A 21,186-nucleotide genomic window follows, 5' to 3' on the forward strand; every position below is an offset into this window, starting at 1 on the left:
CCGCCCGTCCTTTTTGGACGGGCGGGACGCCCATCCCACTTTCAAGAGTGGAAGTTATTTAATTCTCATTCCTTACTTAAGTTAAATCAATCGGTATTTAATGCTGTGCAGCCAAATTTGATATAAGATCGAGCTAAATTTCTAGTGTGAGAGTAGAGGCGTTTGTGAGCCAACAAGATATTTTAAATTTAGCAAAAGAAGGCGATGCCAGGGCGATCGCATTTCTGATCGGCCAAGCACTCCAAAGCTTCGGCGTCACGGCTAAAGCCAGCCGGGAAAACGACACCCTGCACCTGCTGCTGGAAGCAGAACATTTGCCCGCAGAAGAAGCCTGTCTCCGAGTCGCAGTCAAAGGGTTGCAGCGGCTGCAACCAAATAACCTTTACTCAGTGACAGTTTACGGGCGGCGCGACGGCCAGCAATTGCCCGCTTGGACTCAGACGGTAGAATTAAAAAAACGCTTGACTGCCGCACCCGTGAGTCCGTTAGTTGCCGTGAATGCCGCAGTAGCTGCGAGTGCAGCAGTAGCCGCTAGTGTAGCAGCTTCTCCCATTCCTGTGACTTTGCCCAAGCTAGAAAAAACTCAAAATGTCACAACGGCGCCCACTCAAATACCAGAAAAATCTCCGCCCCAACCCTCTAAAATCCCAACTCCAAAACCCCCAAACCAAAGGCAGCAAAAGCCATCACCCCAGCCAGAATTAGCAGGCACTAAAACTAAAAAATCTGGGCTGTCAGTCGGTGCTCTGAGTCTAATTCTCGTACCGATATCCGGCTTTGTGCTGGCTTCTCAACTTTACAAATCCTCACCCACCGCTACTAATAACCCTCTAACGTCAAAGCCTGCGGTACAAGAAGTGAGCTCGACACCCGCAGCCAAACCCCTTCCAGCTCCAAAACCGCCCTCCCCTGCCGCCACAAAACCTGCCATTGTGCCCGCCACAGTCAGCATCAAAGCAGTTGGTGACATGATCCCCGGCACAAATTATCCCTACAACAAACTGCCGGCAAAAAAAGAGATGTTATTAGAGTCGGTAAAACCGTACCTCAAAGGAGCTGATATTCTGTTTGGCAATTTTGAAAGCACGATGACCGATCATCCTTACAGTTCCAAAGCAGGCGGCGGACGAATGCTGTTTGCCTTTCGGACGCCTCCGAGTTATGCCAAAATTTTCAAAGATGTTGGTTTTGATATTTTGAATATTGCCAACAATCACTCTTACGATTTTCACGAGAAAGGATTTAATGACACGATTAAAAACATCGACAGCAACGGCATGAAGGCTGTTGGCAAAAGAGATCAAATTGTTTATAAAAATGTCAAGGGCGTGAATTTTGCCTTTATCGGTTTCAGCAACTACGGCGACGTTCACAATTCCTTGCTGGAACTCAAAGCGGGAGCAGAAGTTGTCAAAAAAGCCAAGCAAAACGCTGATATTGTAGTGATATCAGTTCATGCTGGAGCGGAAGGAACGGGAGCTCTGAATGTGAGAAATAAAACTGAGTTCTTTTACGGAGAAAACCGGGGAAATATGGTTTTGTTTTCGCGGACGATGATTGATGCGGGAGCCGATTTGATTTTGGGACATGGCCCGCACGTCCCGCGAGCGATGGAACTTTATAAAGGGAAATTGATTGCTTATTCCCTGGGAAATTTTTTGGGTTATCGCACTTTGTCCACAGCAGGAACACTCGGTCAATCTCTAATTTTGGATGTGAAAATGACTCCGAAAGGGGATTTTGTTTCTGGTAAGATTATCCCCGTCCAACTTGACGGGCGAGGTGTTCCGGCTGTTGATAACAAATTTAGGACTGTGGGTTTGATTAACCGTTTGACAAAGAGCGATTTTCCCAATAGCGGTTTGATAATTGATGACAAGGGGCAAATTTTGAAAAAAAGTAAGTAGTCGTTAGTGATTAGTCATTAGTCAGTAGTAATATCATGTCCGGTCAATTAACCATGATTCCTGTAGGGGCGGGTTCGCCAAGATATTGAATAGAAACGGGAAAATCTGTAAACCCGCCCCGGCCTTTAATCGCTGGTTCCCATGCTCTGCCTGGGAACCGATATCTAGAGGCTCAGCCTCGAAAAGCGATGGGAAAATTGGAGGCTGAGCCTCCGGATCTGCGTTACCAGGAAGAGCCTGGGAACAAGTAAATTGGAGGCTGAGCCTCCGGATCTGCGTTACCAGGAAGAGCCTGGGAACAAGTAATAATCAATCACCCATTACAACTGATTAGTGATCGATCATCGTTTTCAAAGCTTCTTTCATTTCGTCTGCAGTCGTCGTTGCCGTACCGAATTGACGCACGACAATACTAGCCGCCAAATTGCCCAAAACTGCCGCTTCCCAACCGGATGCACCGACGCACAAAGCTAAAGTCATTGCTGCTACAACTGTATCTCCAGCACCGGTTACGTCAAATACATCAGTCTTGTTAAAAGGGGGAATGTCCCAACTTTGAATGGCAAATTCCCCCTTTTCACAAATGGATGTTGGAGGGGGTGAATTTTTGATTTCTTCGCCGTTCGCCCTTTCAAACAAACTCATCCCTTCTTCACCGCGAGTAATCAGGATTTTTTGAGCTTGAGTTAAGTTCAATAAATCGCGTCCTGCTTGCATTAAAGTTTGAGGGTTTTTGATAGCATATCCGACGGCTTGCTCGGCTTCTGGCAAGTTCGGAGTAAACAGCATTGCTCCAGAATATCGCTGCAAATTTATTTGAGCGTCTACAATTGTTTTGCCGGGAACCACTGCCGATTCGATCGCCAAATTCGTCCAAACTCCGTCGCCGTAGTCGGAACAAACCACGGCATCTACTGTCGGTATTTGCTGCCGGATGTAGTCTGCCAGTTGCAACTGCAAATCTAAATCCGGCAACTCGTCCGATTTGCGATCGACTCGTACAATTTGCTGAGTCACCGACTGCCGCGCGTGCCCGGAAATTCGAGTTTTGGTGACAGTTGGACGCTGCGAATCGATTAAAATCCCACCCGTATCAATTCCCGCCGCCTCAAAAATACCGCACAAAGCCTTTCCCTGGTCGTCTTTTCCCACCAAACCAGCAACTTTTACTTTGCCTCCCAGTTTGGCTAAATTATAGACAGCATTTGCGCCACCTCCGGGTACTTGCTGAGTATTTTCGTAGCGCAAAATCAACACAGGTGCTTCGCGGGAAATTCGCTCTACTTGTCCGGTAAGAAACTCGTCCAAGGTCAAATCTCCGATCGCTAATACCTGCGCTCGATCGAAGCAGTCTAATCTTTTCAATAATTGCTCTGTTGAGGCACGCAGTTGAGGCAAAAAATCGGAATAGTCGTTAGTCATTAACCAAAAAAATGAGACTGAGGAGTTGATAATTGAGTGTGGAACGAGCGGGAATTAAAAATCCTAATATAATTTAATAATTAATTTCCTCCCTTATTTTATTTTTAACTTTTAATTGATTTTCTCACTGGGATTTTGAGAAACCAGTTGCAGGCTATTGGCGATCGCACTCGCTCAAACAATTTGGCAAAAAAATGCGGATAAAATCGCAGCCTTTGAGACTCAACTGAAAGTTTCACGGTGTGGAAGTTTCATTCTACATAAGTGCCTTCAAAAAACAGCAGAATTATTTCAATTTCTGCTTGATGATCGTAATCACCTGAGTCATTTGTTTTTTGAGTGCATCAATTTCCGCTTGCATTTTCGCCATTTTCACAGTCATCGCCTGAATTTCGGCGGCGCCCGCTCCAGAAGTGGCTGCAGCGGGGGCTGCTGGGGCTTCCGGCACTGGTTTCTTTTTGGCCAGTACCATGGCCGATTTGATCGCCTCGGTTAGCTGCTTCTTTTCAAACGGTTTGGCGATGAATGCAAAAAAATGCTTCTCAAAGGGTTTCGGAATTTTTTCCATCACCTCTTCTTCGCGGCCCGACATGATCACCAAAGGTATCTTAGAAAGCTCAGGATGGGCTTGCACTTTTTGATACACTTCCCAACCGCTGACTTTGGGCAGTAGGAAATCTAACATAATTAGATTGGGCCGGGCTTGACGGATCAGTTTGAGTCCCTCTTCGCCGTCTTTTGCTTCTAGAACTTCAAAGTTACCCTGCGGCAACATCTCTCGGACTCGGACGCGGATGACTTTACTGTCATCGATTACCAAGATTTTTTGACCAGCCACGACTGACTCCTTCAGTAATGAATGAGTGATGATTTGCAACCTTCAGTATATCCCTAACAGAATTCTACCCATAATTCTGGGCGAGTTTAGTTTTGTTGCATTTCGGCGCGATTCGGATTTCGGGTGATACTCCTACAAGTTCAGGGGCTTTGATTTCGGATACGATCGAAGGAATTAACTCAATCACCACTTAATTTTATGTCGCCCCAAACTCCTAAAACTCCTACTGTCAAAGCAGTTGCCGCTCAAATGCGGGGTGAAATCGAGGCGATGCCGGAGTGGTTGCGTAGGCCCGTTGGCAAAGCTAGCGAAATTTCCCAAGTGCAAAAAATTATCAAACAGCGGCAAATTCACACGATTTGTGAGGAGGGGAGATGCCCCAACCGGGGCGAGTGCTACGCCCAAAAAACGGCGACTTTTTTGTTGATGGGGCCCATTTGCACCCGCGCTTGTGCTTTTTGTCAAGTAGATAAAGGTCATTCTCCGATGCCCCTAGACCCGGAGGAACCGCAAAAGGTGGCCGAGGCTGTGCAGTTGTTGGGTTTGCGCTATGCGGTGCTGACTTCGGTGGCGAGGGATGATTTGCCGGATGGGGGTGCGGGTTGGTTTGCCAGGACGATCGCCCAAATCCGCCTTCTGAACCCGCATACTGAAGTTGAGGTACTGACGCCGGATTTTTGGGGGGGAACAGGTAGGGGCGGTGCCCCCGTGCCCGCCCTCCCCGTGCCCGCCGAGGGGGAGAATTGCGGTCTCGATGAGTTGCAGCGACAGCGGATTCGCACGGTGGTGGAGGCTAAACCGGCTTGTTACAACCACAATATTGAGACGGTGCGGCGGTTGCAAGGGCCGGTGCGGAGGGGGGCCAAGTACGATCGCTCGATCGACGTTCTGCGTATTGTCAAGCAATATGACCCAACTATTCCCACCAAATCCGGTTTGATGTTGGGGCACGGGGAAACCGAAGCCGAGATAGTCGAAGCGATGATTGATTTGCGGGACGCCAAGTGCGATCGGCTCACTCTCGGTCAATACATGAGACCATCTCTAGAGCACCTCCCAGTGCGTAAATACTGGACGCCAGCCGAATTTGACCGTTTTGGGTCGATCGCGCGGGAGATGGGCTTTGAGCGCGTGCGATCGGGGCCTCTCGTCCGCAGTTCCTACCACGCCGGAGAAAACGATTGAAACTAATTTGAATTCAACTCGGTATAAACTTGTTACCAAGAAATTGGGTATAAAGCCCCGTCCTTCTAGGACGGCTTTAATTAATTATCAACTTTTGTTAAGTGTTTTCTTGAACTTTCTTGCATTGTGTTCATTGTAGAGTACAATAACTAGACTACAGGTTGAATAACCGCCGATACACATGAGACACCACGCTCAAACTACTGGTCGGAAAACAATAATGGTTAGTGGGTAGCGAAAACCACGAAAAACATAGCTGGGCTAACTAATGTAAGCCAAAATCAGAGACTAAACTTTTTATTTCTAAAATGTACTGTCTAAAATGTACTGTGGGGCACACAGAAACAAGAGAAGCAATTCTCGAAAGCTTGGGGAGACAAACCCTCGCGAGGCTATCTAAATTAAGCTCGATATTTGGTTCTTTTGAACGGATACCTGGTTTAAACACTGCCGCAAGGATAGATAGTTTTAAGGTATGTCGCAGAACCAAGAATCCCCTCGCCTTCAGGCAGGGGAGTGTCAAAAAAAATAACTCTAGAGGATTGTGCATAAGTGCGACGCTCTCTGGTATTTGTAAAGAGAGTGACATTATCAATTAGGAGCTTTACCTATGCCAGAGATAGCGAAGAACCAATTAAAATCCGACTCCGTGATGAAAACGGGCAAATTCCCTTACACATTTCGCGCAGGCTGGTTTCTGTTGTTGTTAGCCATCAATTTTGTGGTTGCAGCCTATTATTTCCATATCATTGAATAGTTCTGCAAGTTAACTTTTAGCAGACCCTGCTGTTCTCGACCTCAACGTCGGAGAATGGGAGAGAAGGAGAGGGGAGAGGCAGAGAGTTTTGAGTTTTGAGTTGGGGATAATATGACTTCATCCTTCTAACTAATGACTACTGACTTCTTCCCTCTTCCCTTGAACCTCTTCCTTCTGACTAATGACCAATGACCAATGACTAATGACCGAAAGCATCCAGAATACCCGCCACGTGATTCATCCGTGGAAAAATAAAAAATGTGTATCCGATGAAACTTGCCGAACGTATTTATCTCGCGCAAGTCAATGCTTCAATTCTAAAATCTAAAATCTAAAATCTAAAATCTAAAATCGATTGACTTCTCTAGCGATTTCTCGACGCTTCTAGCTTTGACAAGCGCTCTTGAATTTTAATAACATCTTGCTTAGTTTCAATTGCCAAAGTTGCTAAATTGTCAAACATCGGGTCTCCCGACAGCGGTCTAGGATTTGTGCGACCAGAACCGGAAGGGGCAGGAGACTGAGGCCTGTTAACTCTCGAACCTTGGTTCTGCAAGCTGTAGATTTGTCCCCTGAGTTCAGAAATTTGCCTTTCTAATTGAGTAATGCGAAATTCTAATTGGCTTGTGGATTGAGCGGGCGTGACAATTGGCGCAACAGCAATTGCTAAGGCGCAAGCCAGACATAAAAGACAGATTGTTACGGCGCGATGGCGGATATTTTTCGGCATAGCTTTAATAATTTAAATTATACCTGTTCTACGATAACAAATCGCCGAGATTTTTTGCCTCTATCAGAAGTAGGTCTTATGGCAACTAGGAAGGTAGCTATTTTAATATTCGATGATGTGGAGGTACTGGACTTTGCAGGCCCTTTTGAAGTGTTTTCGGTGACATCAGAATTAAGTAAGGGCGAGCGACCTTTTGCAGTCTCTACCGTAGCCGAACATCCCGGTGCTGTCAAAACCCGCAATGGTTTGAGTGTAAATCCCGACTGCACCATTTCCGATTGTCCGCCACCGGATATTTTAATTGTACCGGGAGGACAAGGTACTAGAAAGTTAATCGATAATTCAGCAGTTATTAACTGGATAAAAGATTGTGCCCGAACAGCAGAATTAGTGCTTTCTGTCTGTACGGGTTCGCTGCTTTTGGCAAAAGCTGGTTTGTTGGAAGGTTTGGCAGCAACTACCCACCATCAAGCATTGGATTTATTGAAAGAATTAGCGCCCAACACAACTATTATCGAAAATCAGCGATTTGTAGATAACGGCAAAATCATCACTTCTGGGGGAATTGCTGCGGGAATTGATATGTCTCTGCACGTTGTCGGCAAACTTTTGGGTACAGCACAAGCTCAACAAACAGCAGAGTACATGGAATATAAAATTGGGAATGGGTAATTGGGCATTGGGCATCGGGCATTGGGCATCGGGCATTGGGCATTGTTAATTGTATAATTTGCGCGTTGGGGCGGGTTTTACCAACCATAATTGCCTACAACAAACAATTCGGTAAACCCGCCCCGCCCCACCCATACACTGCCGGATGTGATATCAAGTATCTTCGCCCCAAACTTTTAGTTGTAAATAGACTAATAGCAAAGCTACAGCCATCAGGAAAGTTGCCGCTGCGGCTGCATAGCCAAAATCAAATTGCGAAAAAGCTTGCTCGTAAATATAATAAACTAGCAAATTAGTAGAGTTTAAAGGGCCGCCGCCGGTGATGACGTAAACTTGCTCGAAACTCCGCAGAGTAAAAATAGCAGTAGTGACAGTAGCAAATACTAAAGTCGGCCGCAAACCGGGTAAAGTGATGTACAAAAATTGCTGCCAAGCATTAGCTCCATCCAATTCTGCGGCTTCGTAACGATTTACCGGAATTGCTTGCAATCCTGCTAAAAATACTACCATATTAAAGCCTAATTGTTTCCAAACACTGAGCAGAATGATCACAGGCATTGCCCAAACTGTGCTGCTAAGCCAAGGAATTGGATTTAAGCCGATCGCCATTAACACACTATTCACCGGGCCTTCGGTTTGAAACAACCACCGCCAACCCAAGCCAACTGCAACTAAAGAGGTAATCGAAGGAATAAAATAAGCGGTGCGGAGAGCTCCTCGCCAAGCAAACGAGCGATTTAGCAAAACTGCTAAGCCCAATGGAATCACTAAACTGGGAATGACTGTTGCAGTAGTAAAATAGAGCGTATTTTGGAGGATTTGCCAGAAATCCGGGTTTGTGACTAGACGCCAGTAGTTGTTGAAGCCAATCCAACGCAATCCCGACTGGGTAAAGCTGCCGCTGGTAAAGCTGAGGTAAAATAAATAGGCGATCGGCCCAATCAAAAAAGTACCCAGAAACAGCAAAGCTGGGGCCAGAAAAGTCCAAGCTGCGATCGCATCATTATCCAACCAGTTAAAACGCCCAAATTTAATCCGAACCATTGGCTTGTAAATTTTAGCTTTTAGTTTTAAATGGTATCACAATATAGGTCAATTTCACAATGAATCTTCTCGATATATTAGCCAATTTACCCACGATAGAAACTGAGAGACTGCTGCTGAGGAAAATTACTTTAAACGATGCCAGCGATATGTTTGAGTATGGTTTAGATCCCGAAGTGTCAAAATACACAACCTGGTCAACTCATACCTCGATCGAAGACACTAAGTATTTTATAAAATCGCTGCTAAAAATGTACAAAAAACGAGAACTTGTGGATTGGGGGATAGTTCACAAAGCCGATAACAAATTTATCGGTACTTGCGGATATGTGGGATGGAGCATGACACACAGTCGCGCTGAAATGGGATACGCGATTTCTCGAAAATATTGGAATCAAGGATATATGAGCGAGGCTGTCAATGCAATCATGGAGTTCGGGTTTCGGGAAATGCTGTTGAATAGAATTGAGGCTAAATGTAAAGTTAGCAATATTGGATCGGCGCGCGTAATGGAAAAAGTGGGGATGCAATTGGAAGGAATATTGCGACAGCAGATATTTGTCAAAGGCGAATACTGGGATCTCAAAATTTATTCGATTCTCAGGGATGATTTTTTTGCCGCTCGACCAGATTAGCACTCGTTATATCAATTCCGGCTGCGCCGGAATGATAAGCTTTCGACACGGCAGTGCCGTGTCCTGATTTCGGTCGGGCCATATTAATTCCGATGTTACCGAAATTGATATTACAGGTGGTACAATTTTGAGAGCCAACTAAAAATTTTATGATAACAGCAAATACCAATTCCAGAGATTGTTTGATTGTCCCCGCAATTCCTGCCGCCAAAGTCGAAAAAGATGCTTCTCTTAGTAAGCCCTTAAAATTAGGAGTTTTAGCATCAGGAAGCGGCAGCAACTTCGAGGTAATTGCCCAAGCCATTCAAAACCAACAACTCAACGCTCAAATCCCAGTATTAATTTACAACAACCCCGAAGCCAAAGCCGCAGCCAGAGCCGAAAAATACGGCATTCCCTCGATTCTTCTCAATCACCGCGACTGCAAAAGTCGCGAAGAATTGGATACAAAAATTGTCAAAACTTTTCAAGAATATGATGTAGAATGGGTAGTGATGGCGGGTTGGATGCGAATTGTTACCGAAGTTTTGTTTGATGCTTTTCCCGATCGCGTTATTAACATTCACCCCAGCTTACTGCCGAGTTTCCCAGGAATTCGCGCCGTCGAGCAAGCACTGGCCGCTAAGGTTAAAATCACCGGATGTACGGTGCATATCGCCCGTTTGGAAGTAGACAGCGGGCCGATTTTAATGCAGGCTGCGGTGCCCGTATTGCCTGATGATACCGCAGAAACGCTGCACGCGAGAATTCAGGTGCAAGAGCACAAGATTATGCTCGGTGCGATCGCACTTATTGCCGAATCTAATCAAAAATATTGTGACTAAAAACCTTACCAGTGCCGCATCTATCCCCAAATTGCCCGTGGGCGAATCACCCGAAACAGGCCCGCCGCTGACTCCGCCCAAAAACGGAGAGTTGCGAATGACTTACAGCATATTCCATTTATATGTGGTACACATAATCTGATGGCCCGCTGTTTGGTGCGTCGCCACCCGTCAATCTGTAAGTTACAGCACTTTCCAGGTAAGTGAAGTACAGAGAAACCGGGTTTCTTGAATAAAACCGGTTTCTGGCGAGAAATCCAGAAGAAACCCGGTTTCTGGGGTGTACTTTATAAACCTGGAATCCGCTATATATCCAATATCTCGTAGCGACGCACCCTACAGATTAACAGCACACAATTAAGGTTTCTACTGTACTTCATAAACCACCGAATATGCTGTAAGTGCTGCAAAGATCAAAATTTTAGAGTCTTGTTCTAGGTTCCCGATTCAATGCGAGAGTCAATCTAAAATCTAAAATCTAAAATCTAAAATCGAATGATAGACTCGAATCGCCTGAAATTAATTCTCAAAGAAAGGCTCAAAAAAAGCATCGGCCTCAAGGGAGAATTCTATCTGCCTTGCTTGCCATCGATGCTAGACGACTATCTTAAATTACTGTCAGACTTCTTAAACATCCTCGGACAAAACATCGACGCTGCCCAAGCTGAAAACTTGCGAACATTAATCGCCAACGCCTTAGCAGAAGGATTCAAAAATTCCCCCCACGCTAATCTCATAGTCTCCTATTTTCCCGCCAATTCCCAAAGCGGTTTAGCCGGCGGCATTACTCTGAATACCAAGATTCAAATCGAATCAATGGCCCAGAAATATCATAGCTGGCCGGATATTCGCCCCGAACCTTTATTCGGCAGCCATCCCGATGCCAAAGTCATCGCCATTGCCGCCGAATTAGGCGAACCGGGAAAAGCACCTATTTTAGATGTTGGTGCGGGCCCAGGGCGCAATAGTTTGCCCTTAGCAAGGTTAGGTCATTCCGTGGATGCGATCGAACTAACACCGATATTTGCCGAGAAACTATCAGCAGCAGCCACCGCCGAAAACTTGCCGATAAATGTCACCCAAGGCGACGTTTTAGACCCATTATTGAGGATGAAAACTTATCGTTACAAATTAGCCATTGCTACCGAAGTTCTCTCTCACTTCCGCTACCCCGAACAAATTCGTCTTTTCCTGGGCAAAATGTCCGATGCTGTTTTAAGTGGCGGGTTTATCTTATTCAGTGCTTTCTTAGCTGTAGATGGGTACGAACCCGACGAGATAGCAAAACAAATGTCTGAATTGTGTTGGTCTTATCTGATTACCAGAGAAGAATTGCAAGCAGCAATCGAGGGTTTGCCGTTAGAAATTATTTCCGATGAATCTGTGATTGAATACGAACAAAAACATTTGCCTGACTCTGCGTGGCCGCCGACACCTTGGTTTGTCAGTTGGGCTAGCGGGCGCGATTTATTTCCTGTGCAAGAAACACCGCCGTTAGAGTTGCGGTGGATACTTGTTAAACGCTTGTAGAGAGTTAGTATGGTGCGTCAATCGATTTTAGATTTTAGATTTTAGATTTTAGATTTTAGATTTTAGATTTTAGAATCGAAGCATTGACCCCACGGATAAATTCGGGGGTTCCTTTATCGGATACAGGTTTTTTATTTCTGGACGGATGAATCCAGGGGCTTGTATCCTGGATGCTTTCGGTCACAATATAGTTTATCGATGATTGATAAAATAACGTGGTCTAACTCAGATATTGCACCATTCTTAAGAACAGGCAAGATGCCTGTTCCACACAGATGGAGTTTTCTTCTTGTGGGGAGTAGGGGTTGGGCATCCTGCCCGCCTGCAAAAGGCTAGTTGAGAATGGTGGAACATCTCAGATATAACCCACCATACAACAAATTTTAGCGGTTAAAAACCTAAGCCTCCACCTCGGATGCCCGCAATTGTCCGCAGGCTGCATCTGCTTCTAAGCCGCGAGAATACCGCACGCTAACTGCAATTTTCTTTTCCTTCAAAACCGACACAAAACTGTTAATTCGATTGGGAGTCGGTCGCTTATATTCAGCTTCCTGAATCGGATTGTAAGGAATCAAATTGACGTGACACTGAAAACCGCGCAAGTGAGTTGCTAACTCGGCTGCGTGTTCCGGCAAGTCATTCACACCTGCTAAAAGTACGTATTCAAAACTTAATCTGCGTCCAGTCGATCGCACATATTCCCGACATTCGGCGATTAACTCACCCAAAGGATAAGGGCGGGCGCTAGGAATTAACTCTTCGCGCAATCTTTGATTGGAAGCGTGGAGGCTGACGGCGAGGGTAACTTGCAGTTGATGTTCGGCTAGTTGGCTGATGCGATTGCGAATTCCTACTGTAGAAATGGTGATGTTTCGCTGTCCAATTCCTACATCTTGATTCAAACACTTGACAGCAGCTACAACATTATCGAAATTCAGCAGGGGTTCGCCCATTCCCATAAATACGATGTGGCTGACTCGGCGGCCAAAATCTTGCTGTACAGTCAAGACTTGATCGACGATTTCGTTTACTTCTAAATTGCGCTTGAAACCGCCTTTTCCGGTAGCGCAAAAGTCGCATCCCATCGCGCAGCCAACTTGGGCTGAGACGCACACAGTCAGCCGTTTATCGGTGGGAATGCCTACGGTTTCAATGATTTGACCGTCTGCCAATTTTAAGAGATACTTTACCGTGGCGTCTGGTGCGACCGATCGATAGTGAATGGTCGATCGCCCGATCGGGATTTTAGCAACAGTCTCGCGCCACTGCTTCGAGAATACAGAAATGTCAGAGATCGATCGCGCACCTCTCTCATAAATCCACTGGTACAACTGCTTTCCCCGATAAGCAGGCTGCCCGTTTTGCTGCACCCACTCCGTTAACTCAGCCAAACTCGCCCCCAACAGAGGTGGAATTTTACCCGACTCAACAGCCAAAGCAGCAGTCTTGCGAGACTGATTCGCACCCTTGGAATTACCAGAAGAGTACACCTGAGAAACGGAAGTAGGAGACATAGGTCATTAGAAAATTTAAAGCCATCCTCCATATTAAAACTTCTCGACCAAAACTGCCGTTAATCCTCAAAAAGGCACTTATGTAAAAGGCAGAAGGCGGAATCTCGATCCCCCTAAATCCCCCTTAAGAAGGGGGACTTTAAGAATAATCCGGTTCCCCCCCTTAAAAAAAGGGGGTTAGGGGGCTCTTATTGTGGATTCACAAAAAAACTCTAGACAGCAATCTTCCAAATCAAGAATTCAGTTAATATTTGGTAAAATTCTCCAAATATTGCGTGTAAATGACCGCCGCCACCTAAAATAAACTCTGGAGTTTGTTAAAGGGTATGCAAATTTGACAGCTTTCCATCACAATTAATGCAAATTTTATGGTGTTAAATATTCTTGCGCTGCCTTTAGCGTTTCAATTTACATCGCCGGGCCCAATTATCTTTCAACTTGGCCCCGCAGCCATTCGCTGGTACGGGCTGTTGATAGCTTCTGCCGTCTTGATTGGGGTCAGTCTCTCCCAATACTTGGCCGAAAAGCGCCGCGTCAACCCGGAATTGCTGGGTGATTTGGCAATTTGGCTGGTTTTGGGCGCTATTCCCTGCGCTCGAATTTATTACGTGGCTTTCGAGTGGCCGCAATACGCCCAGAGGCCTGAAGATATTATTGCGATTTGGAAAGGCGGAATTGCCATTCACGGGGCGATTTTGGGGGGCACGATCGCAGCTTTAATTTTTGCAAAAATCCAGCGAGTTTCTTTTTGGCAATTGGCAGATTTAATCGCGCCTTCGGCAATTCTCGGTCAGGCGATCGGACGCTGGGGAAATTTCTTTAACTCCGAAGCTTTTGGCAGTCCTACGGATTTGCCTTGGAAACTCTATATTCCGCCAAACAGCCGCCCGCCAGCCTACGCTAATTTTGAATATTTCCACCCCACATTTCTATACGAATCCTTATGGAATTTGGCAGTATTTGGGTTACTTCTGAGTTTGTTTTTCCGCGATTTGCAGGGCAAAATTCGTTTGAAAATTGGTGCTTTGTTTTTGGTTTATATCGCAGCTTACAGTTCCGGTAGAGTCTGGATTGAAGGGTTGCGGACTGATAGTTTGATGTTCGGGCCGCTGCGGACGGCACAGATGGTAAGCTTGACTGGGATGATTTTAGGGTTGGGCGGTTTGGCTTGGCTTTATTTGCTCGATCGACCTTTACCCGATGTTGTCTCCCCCAATAGCGATCGGGCAAAGATCACTCCGAAATTGCCAGAGGATCAATAAAAAACCCCAGAGAGGTTAGTCTCTAGGGTTCAAAACCAGGGTGCATCTACCATCTATTACTTCCAACCAAAATAGGTACATCCGGAAGCGTCCGTAAATTTAGCAAATTTTTTAGCAGCCATGAGTTTGACAGAGATTGAAGCCCTAATTCCAGGGGTATACATTGTAGGTGCAGGCCCGGGAGACCCGGATTTGTTGACTGTTAAGGCTCAAAAATTACTGGCTGCAGCCGATGTCATATTATTTGCTGATTCGCTAGTCCCAGAGCAAATTTTGCAGGGGGTGCGCGCAGATGCTGAAGCGATCCAAACTGCGGATAAGACCCTCGAAGAGATTGTACCTTTGATGGTGGAGCGAGTGCGCGACGGAAAAAGCGTCGTCCGCCTCCATTCCGGCGATCCCTGTCTCTACGGGGCTGTGGGCGAACAAATGCAAGCTTTGGCCTCCGAGGGAATTGCTTTTGAGGTAATCCCAGGAATTAGCGCTTTCCAACTTGCGGCGGCTAAACTTAAAATTGAGTTGACAGTTCCGGGAGTTGTGCAGACAATTATTTTGACGCGAATTAGCGGCAGAACCGAAGTACCAGATCGCGAAGAATTGGCGAGTTTAGCGGCTCATCAAGCGAGTTTGTGCCTGTATTTGAGCGCCCGCCATGTCGAACAAGCTCAAGCTAAATTGATGGAACATTACCCATCTGATTTGCCTGTAGCGATTTGTTATCGGTTGGGCTGGCCCGATGAAAAAATTGTGCTAGTTCCCCTTGACAAAATGGCCGTTGCTACGCGCGAAAATAATTTGATCAGAACGACAATGTATGTGATTAGTCCGGCGTTGGGAAAATCGGCAGAAGGGCGATCGCGCTTGTACCATCCAGAGCACGATCGGCTGTTCCGACCATCGAAGGAATAAGCAAGAAGGCACGACACGGATTTTGACACGGATACACGGATAGCTGTTTTTTTCCTTCTGACTTCTGACTTCAATATCCCAATAACCAATAACCAATAACCAATAACCAATGAAAGACTTAACTCGCAGACAATTTATCGCTGTCACCGCATTAAGCGCCGGATTTGCCTTAGCAGTTCATCCTATTGCGGCTGCCGTTATCAATACCGATGCTGCTGGTTTAATAGCAGGTGAGGTGAAAATTCCGGTAAAAGAAGGCTCAATTCCAGCCTACAGAGCAATGCCTGCTACTGGTAACAATTTCCCCGTGGTTCTAGTAATTCAAGAAATCTTCGGAGTTCACGCCCACATTCAAGATATTTGCCGCCGTTTTGCCAAATTAGGTTATTTAGCGATCGCCCCAGAAATGTTTGCCCGTCAAGGTGATGTTTCTAAAATGACCGACATTCAAGAAATTAGGAGTAAAGTTGTCTCGAAAGTTCCTGACGAGCAAGTTATGTCCGATTTAGATGCAACCGTAGAGTGGGCACAAAAATCAGGAAAAGGCAATATTAATAAGTTGGGAATTACAGGATTTTGCTGGGGTGGCAGAATTGTTTGGCTGTACTCTTCCCATAACCCGAAAGTCAAAGCTGGAGTGGCTTGGTACGGGCGTTTGGTTGGCGATTCTACGGCTTTAACTCCCAAACAGCCGATCGACATTGCAGCAACTTTGAAAGTGCCTGTATTGGGGCTTTACGGTGGCAAAGACGAGGGAATTCCCAACGATACAGTAGAGAAAATGCAGGAAGTTCTCAAAACTGGTAGCAGCGGTTCCGAAATTGTGCTTTATCCAGATGCGCCCCACGCTTTTAACGCTGACTATCGCCCCAGTTACCGGGAAAAAGAAGCTAAGGATGCTTGGAAACGGATGCAAGATTGGTTTAAAAAGTATGGAGTTTCTTGATAGTTTTGAGTTGTTAATTTTCACTTAAAACTGGTGTCAAGTTTGGGATCGAAAAAGGCAATATTAGCGAATAGCCCTTAAGACAGGTGGGTTTGTGGGCCCGACATTGGTAAACTGAGCGGTGTAGAATTATCGATCGAACAGGTAAGCCCGTGCTAGACGAACAAGCTAAAAAGACCATCTTGCGGAAAATCCCTCACGGATTGTACATCTGCGGTGTCAAAGACGGGGAGGAAGTCAACGGTTTCACCGCTAGCTGGGTGATGCAATCTTCTTTTACCCCTCCCTTAGTTGTCAACTGCGTCAAGCAAGACTCCAAATCCCACGCCATGATCAAAGCCAGCGGTGTCTTTGCTTTGAGTTTCCTAGAAGCAGGGCAAAAAGAGTTAGCCCAGAAATTCTTCAAGCAGCAGCGCCGCGTTGGCAATAAATTTGAGGATGTAGAATTTTATCCCGGCGCGGAAACTGGTTGTCCGATTATCTCGGATTCTCTGGGTTACATCGAGTGCAAAGTTGTCGGCGCTGTGGAACACGGGGATCACACGGTTTATGTGGGAGAAGTTTTGGCAGCCGGCGTCCACCGAGAGGGGAATCCGTTGCTGCTAGAAAGCACCGGTTGGAATTACGGCGGCTAAAGACTTGGCAGTTGCTAGTTTCGCACTCCATCTCAGAAACCGGGTTTCTACGAGTTTTGGCGATGAATAACGAGAAATCTTCGTAGAAACCCGGTTTCTCGCCCCTGCGCTCAATCTCAGAAACCGGGTTTGTATAAGTTTTTGCGCTAAGTTTGTAGGGTGCGTCGCTTGCTATATCTTGGATAGAAATTGCAGATGTTTGATGGCGACGCACCTTACCTCTCTTTTGTCACTTCGGGCGAGAGTATAGCGGTATGGTGCGTCGCTCATTGATAGTCGTAAATAATCAGAATTCTGGCGGCGACGCACCCTACTTTAATTAGAATAGGAGTAGGATAATAATCTCTACAGAAAGTGATAGAAGAGGGGTATACCCAGAAACCCGGTTTCTAGTCCCTGCGTGTAGTTAGGCGGCGCAGAATTAATAAAAAATCGGTAACAATATTGTCGATATTTTTATCAGTTAAAATTGGTACGTGGACGAAAATACATTTAGCGGCTATTTGAGAATCGCAAATATGTTTTAAAACCGCATAATATAGGGCTTCACATACAAATTTTCCGGCTTCGTGGCTGATTTCTGTTGCAGCTAAATCAGCGACTAGCGGTTCGAGATTAACTGCTGTTTTCAGAATGTCGCGATCGCAGCAAGCGCAAGATTCTACGGTTAATTTTTGCCGACTTTCGGCCATGCCGCAGCAGATAATAGTGTCGGGTTGGAGTTGGTTGATTTGGGCGATCGCCAAATTCGGTGCTAGCTGGAAATCTACTGGCAGTTTCCTCAAAAAAGTCAGGGAATCAGGCAAAGATTTGATTTGGGAAATCTTGGCTAATAAGTCGTCCGAAGAGTTGGATTTCTGATGGGGAAGCCAAGTATCAAATGAGGTTAGCAGGATTTTCGTAGTCATATTTGTGCAATAATACTGATATTGATCATATAAGGCAAGTAAGTCAATGTCTGTCATTGCAGTAGTGGACTATGACATGGGCAATCTGCACTCGGTCTGTAAAGGCTTGGAAAATGTGGGTGCAGTGCCAAAAATTACAGATTCTCCTGCTATAATCGAGCAGGCTGATGCGGTGGTTTTGCCGGGAGTTGGTTCGTTTGACCCGGCAATGCAGAATTTACGATCGCGCAATTTGATAGAACCGATAAAAAGGGCGATCGCCTCGGGAAAACCTTTTTTAGGCATTTGTTTGGGTTTGCAAATTCTGTTTGAAAGTTCCGAAGAAGGTGTAGAACCGGGATTGGGCGTAATTGCCGGAAAAGTGCGCCGATTTCGGTCGGAACCGGGTTTGACAATTCCCCACATGGGATGGAATCAATTGCAATTAACTCAAGCGGATTTGCCGCTGTGGCAAAATTTACCGTCCGATCCTTGGGTTTATTTCGTGCATTCTTATTATGTCGATCCAGTTGATTTGGAAGTGCGATCGGCAATTGTGACTCACGGCAGTCAAAACGTGACGGCGGCTATCGCTAAAGACAATTTGATGGCCGTGCAATTTCACCCGGAAAAGTCTTCGAGTACGGGATTGCAAATGCTGTCAAATTTTGTCAGTCTGGTGAGGGAAAAAGTAGCGGCTTAGGGGATTTGTGCAAAACCCGGTTTGTTGTATAAACCGGGTGTTTATAGTTTTAAATGATACCAGTTTTAATAAAAAATGCAACTGTAAGTCTGCACCAAATTCATATTTAGTCAGTCATCCCAATCTAAAATCTAAAATCTAAAATCTAAAATTGTATGAGTCTGAGAATCAGTGGCAATCGCCAAATCAAAACCCTGCCGGGACTCGCAACTCGCCCTACACCTTCGCGAGTTAGAGAAGCTTTATTTAATATTTGGCAAGGGACGATCGCAGATTGCAGATGGCTTGACATTTGTACCGGCAGTGGTTCGATGGGTGCAGAAGCTTTGTGTCGGCAAGCCGCGAGTGTCACTGGCATCGAACAGTCGGCGAAAGCTTGTGCGATTATCCGCCAAAACTGGGAGCAAGTAGCAGACTCATCCCAAACCTTCCAAATATTGCGGGGAAACGCGACGGCGAAGTTGGCGGCACTAGCGGGGCAGCAGTTCGATCGCATTTACTTCGATCCGCCCTACGCCAGCGACTTGTACGAACCGGTGTTAAACGCGATCGCCAGCCAAGAAATGCTAGCACTCCTCGGCGAAATCGCGATCGAACACAGCCCGGAGCGATCGACACAACCGATTTCCGGCCTAGAAATTTGCCGCCACAAAGTATACGGCAATACAGCATTAACCTTCTATACCCGCAGTGGCTGACAGGCTCAAACCGCAGCAGCGTCAATCGATTTTAGATTTTAGATTTTAGATTTTAGATTGACTTGCGCGAGACAAATGCTCTTTGTTGAGGATTTTCGAGTTGAGATTTTGGATTGATTCCACGGATAAATCACGTGGCGGGTATCATCAACTCACATCTTGCACCATTCTCAAGAACAGGCTTTCCGGCCTGTTGCACAAAGAGTCGATTTTCTTGTGGAACAGGCCGGAAAGCCTGTTCATAAAAGCTTATTGAGAATGGTGCAAGATATAAGATCGAGAAATTCGCGGTCACGCCTGGAGGCAGAAAGAAACCGGGTTTCCGGGCGTGGGCGCCCCCAGGACTAAAAGTTTTTCCCTTGGATACAATACAAATTTTTCCGATGAAGTTAAGCTTTGTGCGTAGGTTGTCAGAGCAAGTTGCCTCAGCAATTGACGAAATAAATGAAGTTTAGGCTGAAAATAAAGACTTTCAGTTGTAACATGAACCCAAAGTGTGAGTGTGAATATTCCTAAAGGAGTGAATATGGTTCAGACACCTTCGCGCCCTCGTGGCAGCGAGTTTCCGGCTGCTAACTCGGTACAGCCAGTCAAACGCGATACGATTCTGCTGGGAGATAGCCTCCCCCTGCCCAATACCAAACTCTTCGGCACAGACGGCATTCGCGGGAAAGTTGGAGAATTGCTGAATGCACCCCTAGCCCTGCAAGTGGGCTTCTGGGCTGGACAAGTTCTACGCCAAAATTCCCCCAACCAGGGCCCTGTGATTTTGGGACAAGACAGCAGGAATTCCAGCGATATGCTGGCAATGGCACTGTCAGCGGGTTTGACGGCCGCCGGTTTGGAAGTGTGGAATTTGGGATTGTGTCCCACTCCCTGCGTTGCTTATCTGGCAAGCGTTTCGGAGTCGGTCGGCGGAGTGATGATTTCGGCTTCTCACAATCCCCCAGAAGACAACGGCATTAAATTTTTCGGCTCAAACGGATCGAAGCTGTCGCAGCAGTTGCAGGAACAAATCGAAGCGGGAATCCGAGGGGCAAAGGTTCCAATTTCTAGCTTGGGTTGGGGACACCACTACCATCGCTCTGAGTTGGTTAAAGATTATGCCACTTCGCTCTGTGATTCGCTGCAACAGATGAATTTGGAGGGAATGCGGATAGTTTTGGATTTGGCTTGGGGGGCCGCTGCGGGTTTGGCGCCGGCGGTGTTCGCGCAAATGGGGGCGGATGTGATCTGTTTGCACGACTCTCCTGATGGATCTCGCATTAATGTTAACTGCGGTTCTACTCATCTCGACAGTTTGCAAGCGGCGGTTTTGGAACACAATGCCGATTTGGGCTTTGCTTTTGACGGCGATGCTGATCGAGTTTTGGGTGTTGACAACAAAGGTCGAACGATTGACGGCGATTACATTCTTTATCTGTGGGGCCGGCAGTTGCGCGACTCCCAACAGTTACCATCCAATTTAATTATTTCTACTGTAATGGCTAACCTCGGCTTCGAGCGAGCTTGGGAAGAATTGGGGGGCAAACTAACTAGAACCAACGTCGGAGATCAGTACGTTCACGCTGAAATGCAGCGCACTGGTGCGATGTTGGGCGGCGAACAGTCGGGACACATTCTTTGTCCGCATTACGGTATCAGCGGCGACGGTTTGCTGACGGCTTTGCATTTGGCTTCGCTGGTGCGCCAGTCCGGGGAATCTTTGGCACAATTGGTAAGTGGCAGTTTCCAAACTTATCCGCAGTTGTTGCGAAATATTCGGGTGGACGATCGCGAAAAACGCCTGAAATGGCACGAGTGCGAGGCAATGCAAAAGGCGATCGATCGTGCTACAACAGCAATGGGCGAACAGGGACGGGTTTTGGTTCGCGCTTCTGGCACTGAACCGCTAATCCGAGTTATGGTGGAAGCTGCCAGCGCCGAATTGGCTAATTTCTGGACTGAAAATTTAGTTTTAGCCGTTCAGCAACACATCGCTATCTGATGGAAAGGGGGACTTGCTAAAAGTTGTGAATTTTGAGTGTTGAGTTTTGAGTTGAAATCTTTGAATTCAAAATTCAGAAATCAAAATTTCTAACTATTAAT

General features: G+C 46.3%; 21 protein-coding genes. 15 read left to right on the plus strand and 6 right to left on the minus strand.

Annotation, left to right across the window (positions count from 1 at the left end; genetic code table 11):
* The first annotated feature begins 164 nt into the window (after window positions 1–164).
* Window positions 165–1,907 (plus strand): CapA family protein, encoded by a 1,743-nt coding sequence (locus tag QUB51_RS20950; RefSeq protein WP_333058400.1) that lies wholly within the window; start codon window positions 165–167, stop codon window positions 1,905–1,907.
* Window positions 1,908–2,237: 330 nt separating this feature from the next.
* Here QUB51_RS20950 and QUB51_RS20955 read toward each other — a convergent pair whose 3' ends face one another.
* Window positions 2,238–3,329, minus strand: a complete 1,092-nt coding sequence (locus QUB51_RS20955; RefSeq protein WP_333058398.1) for a PfkB family carbohydrate kinase — start codon at window positions 3,327–3,329, stop codon at window positions 2,238–2,240.
* 286 nt (window positions 3,330–3,615) lie between these two features.
* Window positions 3,616–4,167 (minus strand): response regulator, encoded by a 552-nt coding sequence (locus tag QUB51_RS20960; protein ID WP_333058397.1) that lies wholly within the window; start codon window positions 4,165–4,167, stop codon window positions 3,616–3,618.
* A gap of 198 nt (window positions 4,168–4,365) precedes the next feature.
* Here QUB51_RS20960 and QUB51_RS20965 point away from each other — a divergent pair, with 198 nt between their 5' ends.
* Both QUB51_RS20965 and psaX read left to right on the plus strand, forming a co-directional pair.
* Entirely contained in the window at window positions 4,366–5,352 is a 987-nt protein-coding gene (locus QUB51_RS20965) for a lipoyl synthase (RefSeq protein ID WP_333058396.1), read from the plus strand.
* A 652-nt stretch (window positions 5,353–6,004) separates the two neighbouring features.
* Complete coding sequence (psaX, locus tag QUB51_RS20970; RefSeq protein ID WP_333056903.1) at window positions 6,005–6,109, plus strand: photosystem I protein PsaX; 105 nt, start codon at window positions 6,005–6,007, stop codon at window positions 6,107–6,109.
* A gap of 364 nt (window positions 6,110–6,473) precedes the next feature.
* Here the strand turns inward: psaX and QUB51_RS20975 are convergent, their stop codons facing one another.
* Window positions 6,474–6,839, minus strand: coding sequence for a hypothetical protein (locus QUB51_RS20975; RefSeq protein WP_333056824.1), 366 nt, complete (start codon window positions 6,837–6,839; stop codon window positions 6,474–6,476).
* A gap of 78 nt (window positions 6,840–6,917) precedes the next feature.
* Here QUB51_RS20975 and QUB51_RS20980 point away from each other — a divergent pair, with 78 nt between their 5' ends.
* A complete protein-coding gene (locus QUB51_RS20980; protein WP_333056825.1) occupies window positions 6,918–7,511 on the plus strand; it encodes a DJ-1/PfpI family protein in 594 nt (197 codons plus the stop codon).
* Window positions 7,512–7,664: 153 nt separating this feature from the next.
* Here the strand turns inward: QUB51_RS20980 and QUB51_RS20985 are convergent, their stop codons facing one another.
* On the minus strand, window positions 7,665–8,555 hold the full coding sequence (locus QUB51_RS20985; protein ID WP_333263153.1) for a sugar ABC transporter permease: 891 nt from the start codon (window positions 8,553–8,555) through the stop codon (window positions 7,665–7,667).
* 59 nt (window positions 8,556–8,614) lie between these two features.
* Here QUB51_RS20985 and QUB51_RS20990 point away from each other — a divergent pair, with 59 nt between their 5' ends.
* From QUB51_RS20990 to QUB51_RS21005, 4 genes are all read left to right on the plus strand, one after another.
* The gene (locus QUB51_RS20990; RefSeq protein ID WP_333250488.1) at window positions 8,615–9,190 is read left to right on the plus strand and encodes a GNAT family protein; all 576 of its coding nucleotides are present in this window, start codon (window positions 8,615–8,617) and stop codon (window positions 9,188–9,190) included.
* Window positions 9,191–9,342: 152 nt separating this feature from the next.
* The gene (purN, locus tag QUB51_RS20995; protein WP_445299431.1) at window positions 9,343–10,014 is read left to right on the plus strand and encodes a phosphoribosylglycinamide formyltransferase; all 672 of its coding nucleotides are present in this window, start codon (window positions 9,343–9,345) and stop codon (window positions 10,012–10,014) included.
* Window positions 10,007–10,156 carry a hypothetical protein gene (locus QUB51_RS21000; protein ID WP_333056830.1) on the plus strand — a complete coding sequence of 50 codons (150 nt, stop codon included), beginning with the start codon at window positions 10,007–10,009 and terminating at the stop codon, window positions 10,154–10,156. The genes purN and QUB51_RS21000 overlap by 8 nt, the downstream gene beginning before the upstream one ends.
* 353 nt (window positions 10,157–10,509) lie before the next feature.
* Complete coding sequence (locus QUB51_RS21005; protein WP_333212662.1) at window positions 10,510–11,544, plus strand: class I SAM-dependent methyltransferase; 1,035 nt, start codon at window positions 10,510–10,512, stop codon at window positions 11,542–11,544.
* 398 nt (window positions 11,545–11,942) lie between these two features.
* Here the strand turns inward: QUB51_RS21005 and rlmN are convergent, their stop codons facing one another.
* Window positions 11,943–13,058: a 23S rRNA (adenine(2503)-C(2))-methyltransferase RlmN gene (gene rlmN, locus QUB51_RS21010; RefSeq protein WP_333263150.1), complete on the minus strand. Its 1,116-nt coding sequence runs from the start codon at window positions 13,056–13,058 to the stop codon at window positions 11,943–11,945.
* 368 nt (window positions 13,059–13,426) lie between these two features.
* Between rlmN and lgt the strand changes: the two genes are divergently transcribed.
* The 4 genes from lgt to QUB51_RS21030 all read left to right on the plus strand — a co-directional run bounded on the left by lgt (window position 13,427) and on the right by QUB51_RS21030 (window position 16,810).
* Window positions 13,427–14,320: a prolipoprotein diacylglyceryl transferase gene (gene lgt / locus QUB51_RS21015; protein WP_333263147.1), complete on the plus strand. Its 894-nt coding sequence runs from the start codon at window positions 13,427–13,429 to the stop codon at window positions 14,318–14,320.
* Between the two features lie 120 nt (window positions 14,321–14,440).
* Window positions 14,441–15,229: a precorrin-4 C(11)-methyltransferase gene (gene cobM / locus QUB51_RS21020; protein WP_333212657.1), complete on the plus strand. Its 789-nt coding sequence runs from the start codon at window positions 14,441–14,443 to the stop codon at window positions 15,227–15,229.
* Between the two features lie 109 nt (window positions 15,230–15,338).
* Window positions 15,339–16,175 (plus strand): dienelactone hydrolase family protein, encoded by an 837-nt coding sequence (locus tag QUB51_RS21025; protein WP_333056839.1) that lies wholly within the window; start codon window positions 15,339–15,341, stop codon window positions 16,173–16,175.
* Window positions 16,176–16,327: 152 nt separating this feature from the next.
* The gene (locus tag QUB51_RS21030; protein WP_333056840.1) at window positions 16,328–16,810 is read left to right on the plus strand and encodes a flavin reductase family protein; all 483 of its coding nucleotides are present in this window, start codon (window positions 16,328–16,330) and stop codon (window positions 16,808–16,810) included.
* Window positions 16,811–17,199: 389 nt separating this feature from the next.
* Here the strand turns inward: QUB51_RS21030 and QUB51_RS21035 are convergent, their stop codons facing one another.
* Window positions 17,200–17,718, minus strand: coding sequence for a pyroglutamyl-peptidase I family protein (locus QUB51_RS21035; RefSeq protein ID WP_333263144.1), 519 nt, complete (start codon window positions 17,716–17,718; stop codon window positions 17,200–17,202).
* Between the two features lie 46 nt (window positions 17,719–17,764).
* On the opposite strand from QUB51_RS21035, the gene hisH reads away from it, so the two are divergent.
* The 3 genes from hisH to glmM all read left to right on the plus strand — a co-directional run bounded on the left by hisH (window position 17,765) and on the right by glmM (window position 21,085).
* On the plus strand, window positions 17,765–18,400 hold the full coding sequence (gene hisH / locus QUB51_RS21040) for an imidazole glycerol phosphate synthase subunit HisH (protein WP_333263140.1): 636 nt from the start codon (window positions 17,765–17,767) through the stop codon (window positions 18,398–18,400).
* Window positions 18,401–18,555: 155 nt separating this feature from the next.
* A complete protein-coding gene (rsmD, locus tag QUB51_RS21045; RefSeq protein WP_333211883.1) occupies window positions 18,556–19,098 on the plus strand; it encodes a 16S rRNA (guanine(966)-N(2))-methyltransferase RsmD in 543 nt (180 codons plus the stop codon).
* Between the two features lie 526 nt (window positions 19,099–19,624).
* Window positions 19,625–21,085, plus strand: coding sequence for a phosphoglucosamine mutase (gene glmM, locus QUB51_RS21050; protein ID WP_333056904.1), 1,461 nt, complete (start codon window positions 19,625–19,627; stop codon window positions 21,083–21,085).
* Window positions 21,086–21,186 lie beyond the last annotated feature (101 nt).

This window comes from Microcoleus sp. AT8-A3, assembly GCF_036705675.1.
Taxonomy (GTDB): Bacteria; Cyanobacteriota; Cyanobacteriia; order Cyanobacteriales; family Microcoleaceae; genus Microcoleus.